Genomic DNA, 16,445 nt, shown 5'->3' with positions numbered 1-16,445 from the left:
CTGCGGCGCAGTCTTCGCGCTTGCGCTGGCAATAGTGGCGAAACGACGTTCGGCTCATGCCATGAATCGTGGCCGGCAGAACCCAGCCCGTCGAACGAGAGTTTTGAATCCTTCGCCGCCGATGGATTCCGTTTTGTGATGTGTTGCCCCCGACATGGGTGCTGCGAAGAAAACTCGACGAAGCCGGTTCCGATCGCTCGAGGCGGCTCGCGCGCCGACGGTTGTATGTCCGGCGGAACACTGTCGGCTACGTCGACCGGGCGACGCTGGTGGGCGAGTCGACCAAGGCTTAGCTATTTGATCCCGGAGCTCACAACTACATACGGAACTGCCACACGGCCTGCAGGCGGCTGCAATCACCGCGCCGGTCCCGCCGACCGACGACGTATGATGGGGGTAGCTATTCAGGCACGGGCACCGGAGTGGCGCAATCGGTGCCGGTCTACGGTCGTGTACCGGCACCAACGACGCCGACACAAGGGCTCTATTCCGACACCATCGTTGCGACGGTGACCTACTGACGGTCGCCGATAGATCGACGCTACGCGATCTGCGCCGAATACATCTCTGATAGCCAACTACGGATCCGACCCGAGCCACACGGGCTGCGATAAACCGGCCTGCTCGCGCGTATGCCTTGAGGATAGATGAGCAGAACACCTCTGCGACGGGAAGTATTTTCGGTTGGGGGCATGAACAAGCCAGCAGAGGCCTATACAACCTTCAGCATGCGCTCCATGGTCGCGGCGATAAATGCCAGGCGGGCCTCATCGGCGGACATCTTGCGCTCCATCGCCAGCCGGCAGCAAAGCTTCGCATTCAAGTAAAGATCGTCCTGCGGTTGGCAGTTGAGGATTTCAAATGCTTCAAGTGGTCCGCAGATTTTGTGAACGCGTCCGTCTGGAAACGTGATTGTGACGGGTTGCCATTCGATTTCGGTAGGTTTGGGGATTTCGTTCGGATGCATTGGTTCCTCCCAATCACCGTAACTTCCTCTCTCCCCTGCAACGCGCTGCAAAGGAATTTGTTCCTGATGACACCGCTAGCTGCGCGCTTGGCCACCGAACTCTCGACAAGACAAAATGCCTAGTGCGCAGCACGACCGCAGACATCCACCTAATCTGCCGGACGTCAACTCGCCAAAATTAGCGATCGACCACTCCATCAGTAATAGCTAAATTAGCGTTGCCGTCGCCTTAGGGGAAACCGGCCCGGCTTTTATAGCGAAAGCGTTTTTGACATACCTGTTTGAGAGATTTTAATCTGTTCTGCGTTTTTCTCGACCAATTGTAACCCGTCACCCTTTGGGTGGCGGGTTTTTTCTCGACCAATTGTAACCCGTCACCCTTTGGGTGGCGGGTTCTTTGGTCGGTCTCATGATATCGATGAGGATCGATGTTTGGTCGCTGCCCGGTCGTCACCAAACCACCGTTCTCGGGCGACTCGGGCCTTGGTGCGTCGAATGCTGGCCGTGGCTGCTGCTTCGTTCAAAAACTGATGGCGGCTCCAGAGCGACGGAGTAAGGTCTGGTCGCGCCGAGCGAGCAGCAGGACTCACGCAGAAGGCATGACGTTTGTCTTAGTTTTAAGGAGCTCTCGTCTGAAACGCTGAACATGGTCGACAAGCGCACGCAATTTGGGTGCCATATTGCGACGGTTCGGGAAATAAAGAAACAACCCCGGGAAAGGCGGCAGGTAGTCGTCCAGTACCGAAATCAAATCGCCCCGATCAAGGTAGGGACGAAAGGTCTCCTCCAACGCAAATGTAATGCCGCCGCCAGCCAGCGCGGTCCGGATCATAAGGCGTAGGTCATTTGTCGTGATCTGGGGTTCGACAGAAACATCGAAGGCCACGCCTTCATGCGCAAACTCCCACCGGTAAGGAGCCGTTTCCGGTGACGGACGCCATCCGATGCAGCGATGTTGAATCAGTTCCCGAGGGTGCCTCGGTAAGCCGTGGGTATCGAAATACTCCGGGGTTGCCACAACGACTTCCCTCTGTTCGCCCGAAAGCGGGATGGCCACCATGTCCTGCTCAATAACATCACCCAACCGCACCCCCGCATCGAAGCCGGCCGCTACGATGTCGATTGTATCGTCGGTCACCGTCACATCGATTGTGATATTTGGATGGGCCGCAGCAAAGGAAGCGATAAGTGGGCCCGAGAGGAAGTCCTCGGCAATCGAGTTAACCGCGATGCGAAGCAACCCATGCGGATTGGCATTGCCTCCGGCGTCTTCAAGTGCGGATTGAACTTCAGCCATGGGACGCGAGAGGGCATCGCGCAGGCGCTCACCCGCTTCCGTAAGACGTGCGCTGCGAGTGGTGCGTGTGAAGAGCGCTATGCCGCAGCTATCCTCCAATCGTCTGATGCCTTGACTGACTGCAGAGCGTGTGACGCCCAGGCGGCGGGCGGCGGCCGCGAAGTTCGCCTCCTCCGCCACAGCAATGAAGATCGGCAAGAGATTCAAGTCCATTGGCATTGTCGCATCCTGCTAACCATTCTAGTTAGTTATAAGGGAATACCGGCGACAATCAACCTTGTCTAATCTTTCCTCATCCCACCACGACACGGCGGGTGGGGAACCAGAAACGGCATCTGCCATGAAAGGAAGTACAATGACCTACCTGAAAATTATGCTCGTTGCCGGGGTGATTGTCGGCGCACTCGCCGGCCAGGTTGCCGCCCAAGACGCCGCCTGCCCACAGGTCGGCGACCAAGCGCCTCTGACGCTTCACAAGAATTGGATCATGACGGGATGGGAGCGCCACGAAGGCGACCCGAACTTCGTGTTCTCGGAGAAGATGAGCGAATACTACGACCTGGAAAACACCGATGGCGTCTTCTACGACAACTTCGCGCCTGGTGAGACGCAGCTTTTCCGCGATGCCGCCCGGTACGGCGCGAATTGGGAAGATTTGCAGAACGCCGCACGCTCAGTTTTCCACGGTCTCACCGAGGGCCACGATGCCATCGTCAGCGACAGCATTGCTTCAACAACCCTCGGCTTCGTTGGCCGCATCAATCGCCTCGACGGCAAGATCATTGCGTTCGACGGCCGTTCGCAGCTGGGATGGCAGTGCGTCAAAGGCGTGTGGAAGATCCGTCACGAGATGAACTATGCCTGGATCGTCGAGCCGGCAGCCATCGAGAAGTTTTTGGGAAAGGCACAATGACGGGCGAAGCCATGCCGCACCCATATGTTGGCATGTGGGTTACCATGGACGGCAATATTCGGCACGAGTTGTTGCCAAACGGTCGCTACGACGAGGCCCGTGGCCGTCGTGAAAGTGCCTATCAAGGGCTATGAAGTGACTGGCAATCATATCGAGTATTGGGACGATACCGGGTTCACGGCCGACGGTGATTTCGTCGATAACGTGCTCCACCACGCCGGAATGGTCCTTTACCGCAAGCGTTGAAGCAAAATAGTCGATATGACCGTGGTCTGAAGGCGGCTCCAAAGGGAGCCGCCTTTCACAGTTGTCAATCTCAAGGCTAGACATAAAAAGTTCCATAATAGAACCTATTTGAGATGTTATGTCATAACTGTATAAGCCGAGCTTGGTAAAGAAAACACTGGTGCTTTCGCGAGCCGCTTTCACTGACTTCGTGACGCGGCGGGGTTTGCCTACAAGCATGCCAAGATTGCCACCCCCCTGCAAACATGTTCGCAGAGCCAAGCGGCCGTTCTGCCGACCTTCCCAGTTTATCGAGCCCGATATAACGGACTCGTGTGGCCGAAAGCTGCGAGATCAGGGCCACGATCGGAATACCACGCTCTTCCAGGGCTGTGACAGTCTGCATGACTATCGGGTCGACTACTGAGACGACCGCAATGGCATTGCAGTTGTCGGCAAGCAACAGCATGTCATCAGCGATACTCTGAGGGGAAGTGTCTTCTGTAATCTTTATTCGGACGTCAATCTCGGCGTCGCTGACAAGTTCAGCCGCTGTCTGAAGAGCTCCCGCCATGTCCACATAGAGGAACTGCGAAGTCTGAGGAAGCAGAAAGCCAAATTTGTACTTTGACCTTCCCGCCGCTGGTTGCCCTCGACCCGCTTGTATGCCTATGAAGCCTAATTCGTGCGCGGCATCTTTAACGCTGAGTGGTGCCGGGTTTCACGCTAGCTGATCCAGCGAGCACCCGTTGGCGGTCGCAATCGATACTCCAGCCGCATTGGCTAGATCGCGAATGGTGGGACGTGACAAGTAAATCTCCGTTCAGCCAACGAGCAAGCGACGCTCACGTCCACATGCTTTCGGGGGTAAGGATGTCAAAAGGAACAATCCGCTGTTCGATCGACGCTGCATCTCTTCGTTCGATCAACCGCAACATGACGTCGATGAGTTCCCGGGGCATTCTTTCCAGGGGATGGCACAGCGACGCAGTAATCAAACCCTCGCTCAGCCCTTTACGCGTTTCCGGCCCGATATCGCTACAAACGATCCGGATCTTGCGTTGCTGCTCCGGTAACAGCTCGCGCAAGGCTCTCAAAACCCCCGAAATGCCGCCGCCATTAACAAAAATGCCTCTGAGGTTCGGTTCTTCGTCTATCAACCTGCGAACAATAGCATAAGCGTTTTCTGGAACCTCGTGGGTAAGAAGTGTTTCGCTGACATGAATTTCGGGCGCATGCTCACGCATGTACGACCGGAAGCTTGCATCCGCTATGTCCTGGCACTGATAGCGATTGCTTCCGACGAGGGGAACGACGTTGCCGGGACCTTCGGTCGTCTGGCTAATGAACCAAGCGGCGGTTCGGCCCCTCTTCCAGTTGTCGGTGCCTACAAAGCCCGCCCGACTGGCTGCCGAGAGGTCGGTAACATAGGCAACCACAGGAATACCCATGGCGCGCAACTCGTCTATTGCCTGACTAACCAGCGGATGATCAGCCGTTATTACCGCAATGGCATCGGCCGATTCACCCATCTTCAGCAGATTCATGGAGACTGCTTCGGGAGAAAGATCGTCCTCGAAGACAACTTCGGGCTTGATGACGGCATCGCTGCGGAGCATGGACGCTGACGTGATCCCTTCCGCCCACAATTGGTACAGCGGCCGATGCGACTGCTGCATCAGGAAGGCAAGCCGACGATGCGGCAGGTTCTCACGCTTGCGTTGGCGCAACGCCCCAAGCCCATAGAATCCGATTTCATCAGCGGCATCCAGAATTCGGTCAATCGTTTCCGCCCGCACTGTTCCTGTTCCGTGCAAGAGCCGGTTGAGAGTGGAAAGACTGACATTCGCAGTCTTCGCCAGATCATTCATCGTCGGTCTGTTCATCTTCCAACATCCCCGTGAATGTCATTCGTGAATGACATGTTTTGGAATAAAAAAGCGCATTCAAAACGAAGTAGGTTTCATTCTGACACCTCTCACGTTACACATCAATACGCATTTTGTGGAGCCATCTGATGATGGGAAATGGGAGGAAGAAATGGGACGTTTGAAGCACTTCTGTGCAACATTACTGGCGACAACCGTGTTGGCATTTGCCGCCGGGTCGGTCTCGGCTGCAAATATCGCCGTCGTCGGCGGAAAGAACGACGACGCTTTCTGGAACATTATCAAGAAGGGTGTCGATGACGCTCGCCTGATCGTCGAGGCGAATGGCGGAACGGTGAACTACCTTCGTCTTCAGAGCTACGATAACTTTGCCCCCGACGTCGTGCAGCTCATCCAGACGGCGATCAGCCAGAAGGTCGATGGGCTCGTTATTCCGAACTGGGTTCCGGAAGGGGAGGATCCGGCGATCAAGGAAGCGATCAAGGCGGGCATCAAGGTCATCCTGATGAATGCCGGTGGACTTGAAAAGGCGAAGGAACTCGGCGCCATCAACTATGTCGGCTCTGATGAATACATTGCGGGCGCCGCAGGTGGCGAGTACTTCTCGAAGCAGGGCAAGAAAAACGTGCTCTGCGTGAACACTGTTCCTGGGGCCGCCAATTTGGAAGCTCGCTGCAAGGGTGTGATCGAGGGAATTGCGAAGGCCGGCGGCACCGCGAAGCAATTGCCACTGCCCGCGACGAGTTTTGGCGATGCTACGGCGGTTGCCGAAGCCATCAAGGCGACATTGCTTCAGGACGCCAGTATTGATGGTGTTATCACCATCTCCGCCGGAGACGCGGACTCGGCCGCCATCGGCGTTATGCAGGCCGGCAAGACTGAAACAGTTCTTCTCGGGACTTTCGACCTCAACCAGTCGGGTCTCGACCGTATTAAGGACGGGACGCAGGGCTTTGCAATTGATCAGCAACCCTATCTTCAGTCTTATCTGGCGGTCACCCTTCTGTCCTCCGCGATAGACTTTGGAACCGATCTCCCAACGGCACCGGTCCTGACCGGGCCTGGCATCGTTGACAAGTCCAACATCGACGCCACCTTGGCTGGTGTCTCGAAGGGCGCTCGATAAGCAACTCTTCTTCGCCTCGATCCGCGCCTTTGCCGCGGATCGAGAGCCGCGCTCGCGACCTCGTGAAGCTGCAAGGGCGCTGGACAATGCTGCCCGTTCCAAGCTTCCGGACAACACTGGAGTGAAACACGTGAAAAATTTCCCTGTGGGCGATCTTCTTCGTCGCCCGGAATCTGGCGCCTTTCTTGGTCTTGTATTCGTGCTCGTCTTTTTCGTTGTCTTCGGTAGCGTCGAATTCCTGAAGCCTGCCGGCGCTGCAAGCTGGCTGAACGTTGCCGCCAATCTCGGCATCGTCGCAATCCCGGTCGGACTTCTCATGATCTCCGGCGAACTGGACATTTCAATTGGTGCGATGATCCCTGCGGGGGCTTTGACCGTCGCGATCATCTCCGGCTACTACGGCTTGCCGATTTGGCTTGGTGTGGTCGGATCGCTTACGCTCGGCTTGGTTGTCGGCCTCATCAACGGCTTCTTGGTCATACGCACAGCAGTGCCATCGCTGATCGTCACGCTCGGGACGCTTTTTGCCGTGCAAGGGCTGATACTGGGCTGCTCCGTGTTTCTCACGGGAACGACCAGCGTGGCGTTGAGCCCGGCGCAATCCGGCGCTGTCGCAAAGGCCCTGTTCGGCCAATTCATCGGCGGAAGTTTCCAGGTAACCATCATCTGGTGGATGGTTCTGACAATGATCTATGTCTTCTACGTCCACTATTCGCCTTTTGGAAGCTGGCTTTTCGCCCTGGGCGGCGACAAGGTGAGCGCCCGCAATGCGGGCATCCCGACAGACAAACTGACGGTGACGCTATTCGTACTATCGTCGGTGAGTGCTGCCTTTCTCGGAATGTGTCAGGCGATCCTGTTCAACGTCGCCCAGGTCTCGGCCGGCATGACATTCATCTTCAACTCGATCATCGCGGTCGTGGTGGGCGGCGTGTTGCTGACGGGCGGTTTCGGCTCGGTTGTCGGCATCTTTCTGGGCACGATTACCTTCGCCATCGTTAACCAGGGCATCTATTTCACGTCCTTCGACCGCAATTGGTCGAGCCTCATCATCGGTGTCATGCTGCTGCTGGCGGTGCTGATGAACAATACGTTCCGCATTATGGCCCTGACCTATTCCCCGAAGAAGAAGTGAGGACAGACGATGACCATGCCAATCCTTGAACTAAGAAACGTCAACAAGTCTTTTGGCCCGATCGATGTCCTTCACGATATCTCGATGAAGGTGCATGCGGGGGAGGTGCTGTGCCTCCTGGGGGACAACGGTGCAGGCAAATCCACGCTCATCAAGACGCTGGCGGGCGTCTACAAGCCCAGTTCGGGCGAAGTGCTGATGGACGGAAATCCGGTCGATTTCGGCGGCCCGCGCGATGCGCAGCGCATGGGCATCTCCACCGTGCATCAATTTGGCGGAACATTCCCGCTGATGAGCATCGGCCGCTCGTTCTTCATTGGTGCGGAGCCCACCAAGGGCTTCGGCCCCTTCAAGGTCTACGATCGCAAGAAAGCCAACGAAATTGCGGTAAAGGCGGTGCAGGGATTCGGCATCACCCGTATCGATGACGGAGACCGACTGATTGGCGGTCTTTCGGGCGGTGAGCGACAGTCTCTGGCGATAGCTCGCGCCGTGCACTTCGGTGCACGCGTCCTGATCCTTGACGAGCCGACGGCAGCATTGGGCGTCAAACAGGCATCTCACGTCCTGCGAATCGTGCTGGAGGCGAGGAGGCGAGGGATCGCCGTGATCTTCATTACCCACCAGGTCACCCATGCCATCGCGGTTGGCGACCACTTCGCCGTCCTGATCCGGGGTGCGGTCGCCGCCAACTTCCGCAAGGGCGAAAGGTCGCGCGAGGAGATCACCGATTTGATGGCCGGCGGCGAAGCTTTGGCGGATCTGGGCGCTGAGGTGGAGAGCTACATGGCGAGCCATGACGGCCATCCGCCGCCGGTGCGTCAAAGTGAAAAAAGAAAGATAACGGAGTAAGACCGATGAAGATTGCCCTCGACCCTCACATGCACCGGTTCACCAGCCTAGAGGAATTGCCGGCGAAGGTTGCCGAGCTCGGCTATGAGTGGATCGAACTGTCGCCGCGTGCGGATTTTCTTGAATGGTTCAAGGCGCCGCGTGTGTTTCCAGAACGGATCCGATCTTTCAAGAAGGCGCTCGCTGCCGAGAACGTAAAAATCGCCTCGCTTCTGCCGATGTATCGCTGGGCGTCGAATGACGAAGCAGAGCGACAGGCCGCGGTGAAGCATTGGAAGCGTGCCATCGAAATTGCCATCGAGTTGGAAGTCGACACGATGAATTCAGAATTCGGCCGCGGTCCGCATCCCGACAAGGGCTCCTGCTACTGCTGCCACACGGGTTCGATGATCGAGGCCTGCGAGGACGCCTGGTGGCGTTCGATGGAGGAACTCGTCCCGATCTTTGAACGCGAAGGTATTAACCTGCACGTGGAGCCGCACCCGGAGGACTGGTGCGAGACGTTGCAGCCGGCGCTCGACATCATCCGGACGGTCAATTCGAAGAATGTGAAGTTCCTCTATTGTGCGCCGCATACCTTCTATTTCGGGGACGATACCAAAGCCATGCTGCGTGAGGCGAAGGATGTGCTGGCACATGTGCACGTCGGCGACACGTTCAATCACAAGGCAAGTTCGGGGCTTCGCTACATCCTGAACCCGCCTGGTACCAATGCTCGCATCCATCAGCATCTGAACATCGGCCAGGGCGAAGTACCGTGGGACGACTTCTTCGGCACGCTCGCCGAGATTGGCTTTGACGGCATCATGACCTCTTGCGTCTTCGCCTGGGAAGATCGAGCGGATGAGTCAAGCAAGTTCATGCGCAATAAAATGCAGGAGTATATCGACCGCTATTTCAAGAAGTAATGCACGCTCTAGCGGCGAGAACCAGAGCACACGACAGAAACCGAGAAATGTAACGGAGATGCCGCCCAATGGGCGGCCTCCGGCAGGGTAGTTATTGCCTCGACAAGGCGCCAGCAAACGAATGGGCGCCCGGGGCTTCAATTGAAGAGGTTACCGAGATGATCAACGGAGAACGACTGATTTCGCGCCCATTGCGCTGGGGAATGGTCGGTGGCGGCCGCACCGGACAGGTGGGTTACAAGCACCGTACAGGGGCCTTGCGCGACGGCAATTATCAACTGGTGGCTGGCGCCTTCGACCTGGATGTTGAACGAGGCCAGGATTTCGGCGTCAATCTGGGCGTGGCCCTGGATCGCTGCTATCCGGACTACAAGGCGTTGATCGCAGGCGAATCCTCCCGCAAGGACGGTGTCGACGTGGTGTCGATCGCAACACCCAATTTTACTCACTACGAGATCACAAAGGCCTGCCTCGAGGCTGGGTTACATGTGATCTGTGAAAAGCCGCTTTTTTTCACTGTCGCTGAATGCGATGAAGTCGCCAAATTGGCCGAGGAAAAGGGCTTGATTGTCGGCGTCACCTACGGCTTTACCGGTCATCCGCTGGTTCACCAGATGGCGGCGATGGTCAAGAAGGGAATGCTGGGCGACATTCGCATCGTCGACATGCAATACACCCACGGCTTCAATTCAGGTGACGATGTGGGTGCGGGCGAAGCCCTTAAATGGCGCACCAATCCCAAGACGGCAGGCCCGACTTTCGTTCTCGGTGATATCGGCACGCATCTCTACTATCTTTCGGAAGTCGTGCTGCCGCACATGAAGATCGAAAAACTACTTTGCGACCGCAAGGCTTTTATCCCGACGCGTGCGCCACTCGAGGATCATGCCACCGTCCTCATGCACTACGACAACGGTGCGCGTGGGCGCCTCTGGGTCTCGTCGGTCAATGCCGGCAACATGGGTTCCCAGCGCTACCGCTTCGTTGGTTCCAAGGCGTCGATCGAGTGGTCCGACTCCCACCCCGACCAGCTGATCTACGAGGTTCAGGGCGAGCCGAACCGCACGCTGCATCATGGCATGCCCTATCTCGAAGAGGAGAGCCTTGCTGTCGATCGCATGGGGGCATTGCATACTGAAGGGCTCGGCGACAGCTGGGCGAACATCTATCTCTGGATCGCCCAGGCCATCGACGCGAAGACGCGCGGAGACGAAGCTTTCCTGAAGACCCACCATTATCCGGGCATCAAGGCCGGCACGGAAGGCGTGCGCTGGTTGGAAAACTGCGTCCGTTCGGCGGACGCGGGCTCGGCCTGGATCGACTTTATGTAACAGGACCGGGGGCGCGTTGGACCACCTCCCGTCCTTCTCCTGAAACGCGTCCCCACACATTCTTTGGAAAGATGACACAATGAAACTCGCGATTTGCACTGATGTGATGGCGAACCTCTCCTTCACGGATATGCTCGACAAATGCGTTAAGCTCGGCGTCGAGGGTATAGAAATGACCGGCGGCGGATGGTCGAGCGGCCCGCATTTTCGTGCCGACGAACTTCTGGCCGACAAGGGCCTGCTCCGGTCCAAGCTCAAGGAAATCGAGGTCCGCGGTCTGGAGATCGCCGCCCTCAATTGCTCCGCCAACCCGCTTGATCCCGGCGATATGGGCAAGCGCCACCGCAAGGAGATGGAGGACACCGTCCGGCTTGCAGGCGAGATCGGTGTAAATAAGATCGTGACTATGTCCGGTTTGCCGGAAGCGGCCCCCGGAGATACGGTTCCCAACTGGCTCGTCTACACCAAGAGTTGGCCGAATGAGATGCCGGAGCGTGATCGCTACCAGTGGGAAGACCGCGCGTTTCCGCTCTGGCACGATCTGGTGAGGCTTGCCAAGGAAGTCGGCGTCGAGAAATACGCTCTCGAAAACTTCTCGGCGATGCTTGTATGGAATCCCGAAACCCTGTTCCGCCTGCGCAACGAGGTTGGCCCGACAGTCGGTATGAACCTCGACCCGTCCCACCTGATGTGGATGGGGGCGGATCCCATCGCATCAGCTCGCGCGCTCGGAGATGCGATTCATCACTGCCACGGCAAGGACACCCGCATCGAACGCGGACTGGCCGACGTGAACGGGCTGCTCGAACTCAAGGAGGTCACTGACGTTGCCAACCGGACCTGGAACTACGTCGCAGTAGGCGCCGGCCACGATCTGCAATGGTGGAAGGAGTTCTTCTCGGTGGTTCGTATGGTTGGCTACAATGACTGGGTTAGCCTCGAAATGGAAGATTTCACGATGTCCACCGAGGCAGGCATCCAGTCTTCCATTGACGCACTTCAAGCAACGATTAGCCGATGACCGGCTTGGCGCGGGCTGCGATTGCGGCCCGTGCACCACGCCTGCGTGAGGACGACATGACCAACCCGATCACCATCACCACTGCCCCCTGCTGCTGGGGTGTCGATGACGTGAAAAACCCTCATCTCCCCCATTGGGAGAAGGTGCTGGACGAGGCGCAGGCCGCCGGTTTCGGGGGGCTGGAGCTTGGGCCCTATGGCTATCTGCCGCTTGACCTCGGTCTTGTTTCGGAAGCGCTGAACAAGCGTGGCCTGAAGATTGTCGCTGGCACAATCTTTGACGATCTGGTTTCACCTTCAAATCGTGAAAACCTCCTGCGCCAGACCGATGAAATCTGCGCGTTGATTACACGGCTGCCGAAGCCTGAAACCCATGCGGGCCAACGCTATGCAGCACCCTATCTGACCGTTATGGACTGGGGTCACGACGAGCGTGACTATGCTGCCGGACATTCTGACCAGGCCCCGCGCCTTGATGAAGCGGCGTGGAATGGGATGGTGGAAAACATCCGCAGCATCGCAACGCTTGCGCGCGACAAATATGGCGTACGCGTCACCATCCATCCCCATGCCGGCGGCTACATCGAATTTGCCGACGAGCTGGAGCGTATCGTCGACGACATTCCTGCCGATCTGGCAGGTCTATGCCTCGACACCGGGCATATGGCCTATTCAGGCATGGATCCTGTTGCCACCCTTCGCCGCTACTGGGATCGTGTCGATTACATTCATTTCAAAGACATAGATGCCAGAGTTTTCAAGGACGTAATGGGTGAGCGCATCCGCTTCTTCGAAGCTTGCGCGAAGGGGGTGATGTGTCCGATCGGGCGCGGATCGATCGATTACCCTACTGTCCGAGCTCTGCTTACCGAGCTGAACTACGGCGGATACATCACCATCGAACAAGAGCGCGACCCCCGAAACGCCGGCGGCATTCTTGAAGACCTGGCAGCCAGCCGGGCTTTCCTGGCGCGTACCGGCTTTTGAGGGCCTGCGAGGAGACCTGACATGAAATCACTTGACGTCATCACCATCGGTCGGTCCTCGGTCGACCTTTACGGAGCCCAGATCGGCGGCAGGCTGGAGGACATGGGCTCGTTCAATAAGTATATTGGCGGGTCGCCCACCAACATCGCCTGCGGTGCGGCCCGACTCGGTCTGAAATCCGGTTTGATCACCCGTGTTGGCGACGAGCATATGGGCCGGTTCATTCGCGAGCAGCTCAAGCGCGAAGGTGTGAATATTGACGGAGTCGCTACCGATCCGGAGCGCCTGACGGCACTGGTCCTGCTGGGCATTCGTAACGAAGAGCAGTTCCCGCTAATTTTCTATCGCGAGAATTGTGCCGATATGGCGCTCAGCGAGGACGATATTCATGCGGATTACATCGCCTCGGGGCGTGCGCTTGTCGTGACCGGCACGCATCTGAGCCACCCACGCACCGAGGCAGCTGTTCTGAAAGCCTTGGAGCTTGCCCGCAAGCATGGGCTGCGCACCGCGCTCGATATCGATTATCGCCCAAATCTATGGGGCGTCGCCGGCCACGGTGAAGGTGAGAACCGGTTTGTGGAAAGCGGCAAGGTGACTGCAAAACTGCAAACGACGCTGCATCTGTTTGATTTGATCGTCGGTACGGAGGAAGAGTTCCACATTGCTGGTGGCTCGACCGAGACGATTGAGGCGTTGCGCGCAGTTCGCAAAGTGTCCAACGCTACGCTCGTATGCAAACGTGGCGCCGCCGGCGCGGCGGCCTACATCGGCCCAATACCAGGAAGGCTGGAAGATGGAGAGACCGGTCCCGGCTTCCCGATCGAAGTGTTCAACGTGCTGGGCGCAGGCGATGGCTTCTTCGCCGGACTCCTGAAGGGGTGGCTCGAAGATGCGGACTGGCCGACGGCTCTTAAGTACGCAAATGCCTGCGGCGCCTTTGCCGTTTCTCGCCATGGATGCACGCCGGCCTACCCGTCGCTTGAGGAGCTGAAGTTCTTCCTTGAACGCGGGGTCAAGCAACCTGACCTGCGCAACGACTGCGAGCTCGAACAGATCCACTGGTCCACGAACCGTCATCGCAATCACGGGGAAGACTGGGCTGAATACCGGATATTTGCGTTCGACCACCGTATGCAACTTGAGCAGATGGAAGGCTACACCCACGAAAGGGGCGGCGCCTTCAAGGAGCTGTGCCTGAAAGCGGCATTGGACGTTCAAGAGGGACGACCTGGCTACGGGATCCTGTGTGATAATCGCATCGGGCGGCGGGCGCTGCATGAAGCCTCCGGTACCGGCCTGTGGATCGGACGGCCATGCGAATGGCCGGGTGCGCGCCCGCTGACGCTGGAGCCCGAATTGGGCAGTGATTACGGCGGCCTGGGCGAGTGGGCACGGGAAAACGTCGTCAAGGTCCTTTGTTTCTGCCATCCCCACGATGACGCTGAAACGCGTTCCGATCAGGAGGCGACGGTGAAACGCCTTTTCGAGGCATCGCGGCGCGACAACCTGGAATTCCTGCTGGAGATCATTCCCTCGAAGGTGGGACCGGTCGATGACGAAACGGCGGCGACGCTGATCCAGCAGTTTTACGACATTGGCATCTTTCCCGACTGGTGGAAGCTTGAGCCGATGAAAACAACCGCTGCCTGGACGAATATCATTGCCGCGATCGAGAAGAACGACCGCTATACGCGTGGGATCGTCGTTTTGGGTCTCGATGCGCCGGAGGCCGAACTGGCTGCAAGTTTCGAGGTCGCCGCCAGTTTCGATCTTGTCAAAGGTTTTGCCGTTGGTCGGACGATTTTTGGCGATGTCGCACGCAGCTGGATGAAAAATGAAATGCAAGACGCCACCGCCGTCAGCGAGATGGCAAAGCGCTATCGACGCCTGTGCTCGATTTGGGACAAGGCGAGGGCCGCCGCACGGGAGAAGACAGCATGACCAAGACAATCAAGCTCACGGCCGCGCAGGCGCTGGTCAAATGGCTTTCAGTGCAGATGACCGAAGACGGCGAGCGCTTCATCGAGGGCGTCTGGGCCATTTTCGGGCACGGTAATGTGGCGGGCCTGGGGGAAGCGCTGCATGGGATCGGCGACAAGCTGCCGACCTGGCGTGGCCAGAACGAGCAGACCATGGCCCACGCTGCCATAGCCTATGCCAAAACGAAGCGACGCAAGCGCGCGCATGCGGTAACCAGCTCCATTGGACCCGGTGCGACCAATATGGTGACAGCGGCAGCTCTGGCGCATGTCAATCGTCTGCCGGTCTTGTTCATTCCCGGCGATATCTTCGCCAACCGCCGCCCCGACCCGGTGCTGCAGCAGATCGAGGATTTCGACGACGGCACGGTAAGTGCCAATGACGCCTTCCGACCGGTCGTCCGTTACTTTGACCGCATCGCCCGGCCGGAACATCTGCTGACCGCGTTGCCTCGCGCGCTGTCCGTCATGACGGATCCGGCGAATTGCGGACCGGTGTGCCTTGCTTTCTGCCAGGATGTGCAGGCCGACGCCTTCGACTATCCGGAAAGTTTCTTCGAACCGAAGGTCTGGCGTGTTCGCCGTCCCGAACCTGACCGCCACGAACTCGAAGATGTTGCGGCGATGATCCGGGCGGCGAAAAGCCCGGTCATAATTTCAGGCGGCGGCGTGCTCTATTCCGGCGCTGAGGACGTTCTCGCAGCGTTCGCTGATCGGCACAACATCCCCTTCGTCGAGACACAAGCAGGCAAGGGCGCGATCCCTTGGGAAAACGCTCACAATTTCGGCTCGCCCGGCGTTACCGGTTCGGAATGCGCCAATCGTCTTTGCGCGAAAGCCGACGTGGTAATTGGCGTCGGCACGCGATTTCAGGATTTCACGACAGGATCCTGGGCCTTGTTCAGGGACGAGGCGCGGAAGCTCGTTTCCATTAACCTGCATGGCTACGATGCTACAAAGCATGGGGCAACGCCCCTCGTCGGCGATGCCAAGGTGACGCTGGAGGGGCTTTCCGCAGTGCTAAAGGATCATAGGGCGCCGTCGTTTGACGCAGATTCCCGGACGAATTGGCACCAGACGGTGAACAAGGTCACTGCGCCGCCGGAGACCGATTTGGTCAACTATCTTCCCACGGACGCCCAGGTGATCGGAGCCGTCCAGCGGGTAGCCACGGGAAAAACCGTCGCAATGTGCGCGGCAGGCACGATGCCGGGCGCGCTTCAGGTGCTGTGGCAGTCCGCAAAAGGGGGTTACCACATGGAGTACGGCTATTCCTGTATGGGATACGAGGTAGCAGGCGCTATGGGCATCAAGCTTGCGGTGCCAGAAAAGGAAGTCATCTGCTTCGTTGGCGACGGCTCGTACATGATGGCCAACTCGGAATTGGCGACGGCGGTCATACGGCGCATTCCTTTTACCATCGTGCTGACCGACAATCGCGGCTACGGCTGCATCAACCGCTTGCAGATCGAATGCGGCGGGGCCGAGTTCAACAATATGTACAAGGACTCCAACATTGAGGTTATGCCGGAGATCGACTTTGTGGGCCATGCCCGGTCCATGGGTGCCCATGCGGAAAAGGCAGTCGATATCGCCGATCTCGAGAAGAAAATTGTCGAAGCGCGTCAGAGGAACATCCCCACGGTCATTGTAATCGACACTGACGCAGTCCCGGGACTGGATGTGGGCGGGCATTGGTGGGATGTCGCCGTGCCGCAGGCGGGGGGACCTGAACGTCTCGAGCATGCGCGTGAGCGATACAACCGAAATGCTGCAAATCAGCGTACCTTTGATTGATCAGTGTGCCAACCGG

General features: G+C 57.9%; 14 protein-coding genes and 1 pseudogene. 12 read left to right on the top strand and 3 right to left on the bottom strand.

The annotated features are described in order from the left end of the window. The first annotated feature begins 320 nt into the window (after window positions 1–320). A complete protein-coding gene (locus ACSQ2W_RS22450) occupies window positions 321–521 on the top strand; it encodes a spore coat protein U domain-containing protein (RefSeq protein ID WP_436088976.1) in 201 nt (66 codons plus the stop codon). A 191-nt stretch (window positions 522–712) separates the two neighbouring features. On the opposite strand, the gene ACSQ2W_RS22445 is transcribed toward ACSQ2W_RS22450, so the two are convergent. Both ACSQ2W_RS22445 and ACSQ2W_RS22440 read right to left on the bottom strand, forming a co-directional pair. Further along, window positions 713–967, bottom strand: a complete 255-nt coding sequence (locus ACSQ2W_RS22445) for a DUF982 domain-containing protein (RefSeq protein ID WP_436088375.1) — start codon at window positions 965–967, stop codon at window positions 713–715. A gap of 586 nt (window positions 968–1,553) precedes the next feature. Next, complete coding sequence (locus tag ACSQ2W_RS22440) at window positions 1,554–2,483, bottom strand: LysR family transcriptional regulator (protein ID WP_436088374.1); 930 nt, start codon at window positions 2,481–2,483, stop codon at window positions 1,554–1,556. A 136-nt stretch (window positions 2,484–2,619) separates the two neighbouring features. Here ACSQ2W_RS22440 and ACSQ2W_RS22435 point away from each other — a divergent pair, with 136 nt between their 5' ends. Next, complete coding sequence (locus ACSQ2W_RS22435) at window positions 2,620–3,177, top strand: hypothetical protein (protein ID WP_436088373.1); 558 nt, start codon at window positions 2,620–2,622, stop codon at window positions 3,175–3,177. Next, window positions 3,174–3,423: pseudogene (locus ACSQ2W_RS22430) on the top strand (Atu4866 domain-containing protein). Before ACSQ2W_RS22435 ends, ACSQ2W_RS22430 begins: the two are co-directional and overlap by 4 nt. Window positions 3,424–4,247: 824 nt before the next feature. Here ACSQ2W_RS22430 and ACSQ2W_RS22425 read toward each other — a convergent pair. Beyond that, window positions 4,248–5,288 carry a LacI family DNA-binding transcriptional regulator gene (locus ACSQ2W_RS22425; protein WP_436088372.1) on the bottom strand — a complete coding sequence of 347 codons (1,041 nt, stop codon included), beginning with the start codon at window positions 5,286–5,288 and terminating at the stop codon, window positions 4,248–4,250. A gap of 154 nt (window positions 5,289–5,442) precedes the next feature. On the opposite strand from ACSQ2W_RS22425, the gene ACSQ2W_RS22420 reads away from it, so the two are divergent. The 9 genes from ACSQ2W_RS22420 to iolD all read left to right on the top strand — a co-directional run bounded on the left by ACSQ2W_RS22420 (window position 5,443) and on the right by iolD (window position 16,429). Next, window positions 5,443–6,417 (top strand): sugar ABC transporter substrate-binding protein, encoded by a 975-nt coding sequence (locus ACSQ2W_RS22420; RefSeq protein ID WP_112848768.1) that lies wholly within the window; start codon window positions 5,443–5,445, stop codon window positions 6,415–6,417. Between the two features lie 130 nt (window positions 6,418–6,547). Then, window positions 6,548–7,552 carry an ABC transporter permease gene (locus ACSQ2W_RS22415; RefSeq protein WP_436088371.1) on the top strand — a complete coding sequence of 335 codons (1,005 nt, stop codon included), beginning with the start codon at window positions 6,548–6,550 and terminating at the stop codon, window positions 7,550–7,552. Window positions 7,553–7,561: 9 nt separating this feature from the next. Beyond that, window positions 7,562–8,404 carry an ATP-binding cassette domain-containing protein gene (locus tag ACSQ2W_RS22410; protein ID WP_436088370.1) on the top strand — a complete coding sequence of 281 codons (843 nt, stop codon included), beginning with the start codon at window positions 7,562–7,564 and terminating at the stop codon, window positions 8,402–8,404. Window positions 8,405–8,409: 5 nt separating this feature from the next. Continuing rightward, window positions 8,410–9,312, top strand: coding sequence for a sugar phosphate isomerase/epimerase family protein (locus ACSQ2W_RS22405; protein ID WP_436088369.1), 903 nt, complete (start codon window positions 8,410–8,412; stop codon window positions 9,310–9,312). A 158-nt stretch (window positions 9,313–9,470) separates the two neighbouring features. Then, on the top strand, window positions 9,471–10,643 hold the full coding sequence (locus ACSQ2W_RS22400) for a Gfo/Idh/MocA family protein (RefSeq protein ID WP_436088368.1): 1,173 nt from the start codon (window positions 9,471–9,473) through the stop codon (window positions 10,641–10,643). Between the two features lie 79 nt (window positions 10,644–10,722). After that, window positions 10,723–11,664, top strand: coding sequence for a sugar phosphate isomerase/epimerase family protein (locus ACSQ2W_RS22395; protein ID WP_436088367.1), 942 nt, complete (start codon window positions 10,723–10,725; stop codon window positions 11,662–11,664). A 56-nt stretch (window positions 11,665–11,720) separates the two neighbouring features. Then, window positions 11,721–12,650 carry a TIM barrel protein gene (locus ACSQ2W_RS22390; protein ID WP_436088975.1) on the top strand — a complete coding sequence of 310 codons (930 nt, stop codon included), beginning with the start codon at window positions 11,721–11,723 and terminating at the stop codon, window positions 12,648–12,650. A 21-nt stretch (window positions 12,651–12,671) separates the two neighbouring features. Continuing rightward, window positions 12,672–14,594, top strand: a complete 1,923-nt coding sequence (locus ACSQ2W_RS22385; RefSeq protein WP_436088366.1) for a bifunctional 5-dehydro-2-deoxygluconokinase/5-dehydro-2-deoxyphosphogluconate aldolase — start codon at window positions 12,672–12,674, stop codon at window positions 14,592–14,594. After that, window positions 14,591–16,429 (top strand): 3D-(3,5/4)-trihydroxycyclohexane-1,2-dione acylhydrolase (decyclizing), encoded by a 1,839-nt coding sequence (gene iolD / locus ACSQ2W_RS22380; protein WP_436088365.1) that lies wholly within the window; start codon window positions 14,591–14,593, stop codon window positions 16,427–16,429. Before ACSQ2W_RS22385 ends, iolD begins: the two co-directional genes overlap by 4 nt. Window positions 16,430–16,445 lie beyond the last annotated feature (16 nt).

The organism is Pararhizobium sp. LjRoot255, from assembly GCF_964252905.1.
In the GTDB taxonomy this organism is placed as follows: Bacteria; Pseudomonadota; Alphaproteobacteria; order Rhizobiales; family Rhizobiaceae; genus Pararhizobium.
The sequence above is the reverse complement of the archived record's forward strand: the minus strand, read 5'-3'. Positions and strand labels throughout refer to the sequence as shown.

Coding starts and splice junctions, on each gene's coding strand:
- ACSQ2W_RS22445 (WP_436088375.1), bottom strand. CDS start 967: ATGCATCCGAACGAAATCCCCAAACCTACCGAAATCGAATGGCAACCC.
- ACSQ2W_RS22440 (WP_436088374.1), bottom strand. CDS start 2,483: ATGCCAATGGACTTGAATCTCTTGCCGATCTTCATTGCTGTGGCGGAG.
- ACSQ2W_RS22435 (WP_436088373.1), top strand. CDS start 2,620: ATGACCTACCTGAAAATTATGCTCGTTGCCGGGGTGATTGTCGGCGCA.
- ACSQ2W_RS22425 (WP_436088372.1), bottom strand. CDS start 5,288: ATGAACAGACCGACGATGAATGATCTGGCGAAGACTGCGAATGTCAGT.
- ACSQ2W_RS22420 (WP_112848768.1), top strand. CDS start 5,443: ATGGGACGTTTGAAGCACTTCTGTGCAACATTACTGGCGACAACCGTG.
- ACSQ2W_RS22410 (WP_436088370.1), top strand. CDS start 7,562: ATGACCATGCCAATCCTTGAACTAAGAAACGTCAACAAGTCTTTTGGC.
- ACSQ2W_RS22405 (WP_436088369.1), top strand. CDS start 8,410: ATGAAGATTGCCCTCGACCCTCACATGCACCGGTTCACCAGCCTAGAG.
- ACSQ2W_RS22400 (WP_436088368.1), top strand. CDS start 9,471: ATGATCAACGGAGAACGACTGATTTCGCGCCCATTGCGCTGGGGAATG.
- ACSQ2W_RS22395 (WP_436088367.1), top strand. CDS start 10,723: ATGAAACTCGCGATTTGCACTGATGTGATGGCGAACCTCTCCTTCACG.
- ACSQ2W_RS22390 (WP_436088975.1), top strand. CDS start 11,721: ATGACCAACCCGATCACCATCACCACTGCCCCCTGCTGCTGGGGTGTC.
- ACSQ2W_RS22385 (WP_436088366.1), top strand. CDS start 12,672: ATGAAATCACTTGACGTCATCACCATCGGTCGGTCCTCGGTCGACCTT.
- iolD (WP_436088365.1), top strand. CDS start 14,591: ATGACCAAGACAATCAAGCTCACGGCCGCGCAGGCGCTGGTCAAATGG.